We start from the raw sequence: 4,306 nt of genomic DNA, 5'->3' as shown, positions 1-4,306 counted from the left end.
GAGTCCGCGCGGGCGGTGCGGGGCCCAACCCATTTGTTCTGCCCGTGGCCGGGCCGGGGGGGGGGGGGGGGGGTGGCGGGGGGGGGGGGGGGGGGGCCCCCCCCCCCCCCCCCCCCCGCCCCGCGGCGCTCCCGTGACGCACAGAAATCCTTTAGGGGACGCTTACGGGAGCGCGTGGGAGACTCACCTCCGCCATGGACATATCCGGGACCCAGCTCAGAGCCGCACGCGCGGCGGTGTTCACGGCTGTCGTCGTGACGCTCTCCGCCGCGTCGCACGTGCTGCTGTCCCAGATGCCGCTGCCGCTGACCACCGTGGCCGCGATCAGCGCCGCCGTCTTCGCCCTCTCCTTCGCGCTCGCGGGCCGCGAGCGCGGCTTCGGCCGCATCGCCGCCCTGCTCGTCCCGCTGGAACTGGCCGCCGACACCGTGTTCACGACCGGCCAGCACGTCTGTTACGGCAGGGTCGGCGGCCCGGTCGCGGGCCCGCTGCGCTCGGTCGGCCTTGACGTGCTGTGCGGCGGCGGCAGCGTGGGCACCCCGCTGTCCGGGGTGACCGGCGAGGGCCCCGGCCGCGCCGCCGCCCTGCTCGCGCACGCCGACCCGGCCGCCGCCTGGCTGCTGCTCGGCGCGCACGTCACCGTCGGCCTGCTCGCCGCCGCCTGGCTGCGCCGGGGCGAGCGCGCCCTGGACCAGTTGCTGCGCGCGGTGGCCGCCTCGACCTTCAGGCCGCTGCTGCTCGCGGTCGCCGCGGTGTGCGCGCCGCTCGATCCGGCCCGTCCGCTGCCGCGCACCGCGCCCCGGCAGGCCGCCGCCCGCACCCGTCTGTTCGTGCACTCCCTGGGACGCCGGGGACCGCCCCGCCCGGCCGTCTTCGTCTGAGCGCGCCCGCTTCCGGGCCGCCGTGCGCGACCGAACGGACGGACGTTCCCCCGGATCGCGCTGAGCACCAGCAGTCCCCCTTACGTATTCCGCGTACCACGTGTGCGCGTCCCCGATGGAGAACACCACTATGAGCAAGCGGAACAGCCAGGCCTCGAAGACGGCGGCGCGCGAGAAGCTGCGCCTGGAGCGCGAGCGCCAGGCCAAGCGCGACAAGATCAAGCGCCAGGGAATCGTGGCCGGCTCCCTCGTCGCGGTCCTCGCGATAGCGGGCGGGATCGGCTACGCGGTCGTACAGAACAACAAGCCCAGCCACTGGGACGGCCTGAAGGACGCCAAGAACGTCGTGGCGCCCGCCAACACCACGGGCACCAAGGGCACCACGGTCGTCATCGGCAAGGACTCCGCCAAGAAGACCCTCAAGGTCTACGAGGACCCGCGCTGCCCCGTCTGCGCCCAGTTCGAGCAGACCGTCGGCACGACCGTCAAGAAGGACCTCGACGACGGCAAGTTCAAGATCCAGTACATCGGCGCCACCTTCATCGACGGCAAGGACAACGGCCAGGGCTCCAAGAACGCCCTGAGCGCTCTGGGCGCGGCGCTCAACGTCAGCCCGGAGGCGTTCCTCGAGTACAAGACCGCGCTGTACTCGGTGAAGTGGCACCCGGACGAGCAGACGGACAAGTTCAAGGACGACTCGTACCTGATCAAGGTCGCGGACACCGTCCCGGCACTGAAGGGCAACACCAAGTTCCAGGACGAGGTCAAGAAGGGCACCTACGACGCCTGGGCGGTGGCCATGTCCAAGACCTTCGACGACAACAAGGACGGCGTGACCGGCACTCCGGGCTTCGTCATGAACGGCAAGCAGCTCACCGCCGACAGCCAGGGCACCCCGCTCCTGACGGTCGAGGACTTCAACAAGGTGGTGGGAGAGGCCCTCAAGGCCTGACCGATCACCACCAGGCCTCCCCCGGACCGTCCGGCGCGGCAGGCTGGGTGAGGTGGGCGGCGCGTGTGATCTGTGTGGCCTGAGCGGCGAAAAGTGAAAGAGCGGGCGAACTTTTCCAGTTCGCCCGCTCTTGGCTTGTACTGCTCGGTAACCTCATCGCCCGTGACCAGTCGACTCAGATCAACCAACTCCGGGGACGCCCTCAACTCCCGCGCCCCGCGCCGCCGTACGGTCGTCAAGGCCGCGGCCGCCACCGCTGTGCTCGCCGCCCCGCTCGCGGCCGCCCTGCCCGCCCGCGCCGCCGAGGCACCCGCCTTCCTGCACGGTGTCGCCTCCGGCGACCCGCTGCCCGACGGCGTCCTGCTGTGGACCCGGGTGACACCCGATTCCCAGGCGATACCGGGCTCAGGACTCGGCGCCGACACCGAGGTGAGCTGGATCGTCGCCAAGGACAAGGCGTTCACCACGATCGTCTCCAAGGGTTCCACCGTCGCGACGGCCGCCTCCGACCACACCGTCAAGGCCGACATCCGCGGCCTGACCCCGGCCACCGACTACTGGTTCCGCTTCTCCGCGGGCGGCACCGACTCACCGGCGGCGCGTACCCGCACCGCGCCGGCGGCCGACGCGGCGGTGCCCGGCCTGCGCTTCGGCGTGGTCTCCTGCGCCAACTGGGAGGCCGGCTACTTCTCGGCGTACCGCCATCTCGCGGCCCGGGGCGACCTGGACGCCTGGCTGCACCTCGGCGACTACATCTACGAGTACAAGTCCGGCGAGTACGGGACCCGCGGCAAGGTCGTACGGCCGCACTCACCCGCCAACGAGATCCTCACCCTCGCCGACTACCGCACCCGGCACGGCCGTCACAAGACGGACCCCGACCTCCAGGCCCTGCACCACAAGGCGCCGGTCGTCGCGATCTGGGACGACCACGAGTTCGCCGACAACTCCTGGTCGGGCGGCGCTGTCAACCACACCGAGGGTGCCGAGGGCGCCTGGTCGGACCGTCAGGCGGCCGCGAAGCAGGCCTACTTCGAGTGGATGCCGGTCCGTCCGGCCATCGCCGGCACCACCTACCGCAAGCTGCGCTTCGGCAGGCTCGCCGACCTCTCGCTGCTCGACCTGCGTTCCTTCCGGTCCCAGCAGGCCTCCACCGCCAGCGGTTCGGTGGACGACCCGGACCGTACGATCACCGGGCGCGCCCAGCTCGACTGGCTGAAGTCCGGGCTCAAGTCCTCGGACACCACCTGGCGGCTGGTCGGCAACTCGGTGATGATCTCGCCGTTCTCGGTGGGCTCCCTCTCCGCCGACCTGCTCAAGCCGCTCGCCAAGCTGCTCGGCCTCCCGCAGGAGGGCATCGCCGTCAACACCGACCAGTGGGACGGCTACACCGACGACCGCCGCGAACTCCTCGGCCACCTGCGCTCCAACGCCATCGGCAACACCGTCTTCCTGACCGGTGACATCCACATGGCCTGGGCCAACGACGTGCCGGTGGACGCCGGTACGTACCCGCTGTCCCCGTCCGCCGCCGCGGAGTTCGTGGTCACCTCGATGACCTCCGACAACCTCGACGACATCCTCAAGGTCCCCGAGGGCGTCGTCTCGGCCGTCGCCGCCCCGGTCATCCGCGCGGCCAACCGCCATGTGCACTGGGTCGACACCGACCGGCACGGCTACGGCGTCCTGGACGTCACCGCCGACCGCGCGCAGATGGACTACTACGTCCTCTCCGACCGCACCAACCCGAACGCCACCTCGTCCTGGGCCCGTTCGTACCGCACGCGCAGCGGCACCCAGACCGTGGAGCGGACATACGACCCCGTATAGGGGCTGATGATCGCGAGTGATCAAGTCCCGTTATTATTAGGGATATTGACGGCTTGAAAGGTAAATAGGCCGTCACTATCGATCACGATTGGAGTCACATGGCCACCCCCCAAAGTGTCCTGACGAAGTCCGCGGTGCTCGGCGCCGCGCTGGTCCTCGCCGGACTCACCACCACGTCCGCCGAGGCCCAGGAAGTCGCAGCGGCGGCGCCCGCCTACGTCAACCTGGCCCCGATGGAGACTGCTCCCGTCTACGCCCAGCCCACGTCCTCGTCGACCCGGTTCCACTCGGCGGCGGCGGGCATAACCCTGCGCATCCAGTGCTCGACCACCAAGACCCCTTCGGGGGAGCGGTGGTTCCGGATCTACAACTCCAAGCCGACGAGCTGGGTGTGGTCCGGGCACTTCATGTCGCTGGCGCACCCGCCCAAGGAGTGCTTCCCGGGCTAGGGCCGGTCGTTTGGATCAGGTCGCAGGGCATCGACGAGACTGCTCTGCGCCGGTGAGCGGGGTCTGGTGCGTGCAACTGCAAGGCGGAGGAGGGAGCCAACGCGGTGGGGGCACCTCCCGGCCGGAGGCTGGGGGACGTTGGCGACCGACGACAACGCCGCTGGGGGTGCCCCCTGCTCGAAGAGCTTGGGGGA

General features: G+C 70.5%; 4 protein-coding genes. All 4 read left to right on the top strand.

What is annotated here, in order from left to right; genetic code table 11:
• The first annotated feature begins 194 nt into the window (after positions 1 to 194).
• The 4 genes from ACZ4AA_RS38385 (at position 195) to ACZ4AA_RS38370 (ending at position 4,112) form a co-directional block, all read left to right on the top strand.
• A complete protein-coding gene (locus tag ACZ4AA_RS38385; protein WP_467613352.1) occupies positions 195 to 881 on the top strand; it encodes a hypothetical protein in 687 nt (228 codons plus the stop codon).
• Between the two features lie 130 nt (positions 882 to 1,011).
• Positions 1,012 to 1,833, top strand: coding sequence for a thioredoxin domain-containing protein (locus tag ACZ4AA_RS38380; RefSeq protein WP_467613350.1), 822 nt, complete (start codon positions 1,012 to 1,014; stop codon positions 1,831 to 1,833).
• Between the two features lie 162 nt (positions 1,834 to 1,995).
• Positions 1,996 to 3,663, top strand: coding sequence for an alkaline phosphatase D family protein (locus tag ACZ4AA_RS38375; protein ID WP_467613348.1), 1,668 nt, complete (start codon positions 1,996 to 1,998; stop codon positions 3,661 to 3,663).
• Between the two features lie 98 nt (positions 3,664 to 3,761).
• On the top strand, positions 3,762 to 4,112 hold the full coding sequence (locus tag ACZ4AA_RS38370; protein ID WP_467613346.1) for a hypothetical protein: 351 nt from the start codon (positions 3,762 to 3,764) through the stop codon (positions 4,110 to 4,112).
• Positions 4,113 to 4,306: the final 194 nt, after the last annotated feature.

The organism is Streptomyces sp. NPDC024698 (assembly GCF_055559015.1).
This window is presented reverse-complemented; position numbering and strand designations above follow the sequence as displayed.

Bases quoted from the DNA above. Each gene is read 5' to 3' on its own strand.
- ACZ4AA_RS38385 (WP_467613352.1), top strand. From the start codon at position 195: ATGGACATATCCGGGACCCAGCTCAGAGCCGCACGCGCGGCGGTGTTC.
- ACZ4AA_RS38370 (WP_467613346.1), top strand. From the start codon at position 3,762: ATGGCCACCCCCCAAAGTGTCCTGACGAAGTCCGCGGTGCTCGGCGCC.
- ACZ4AA_RS38380 (WP_467613350.1), top strand. From the start codon at position 1,012: ATGAGCAAGCGGAACAGCCAGGCCTCGAAGACGGCGGCGCGCGAGAAG.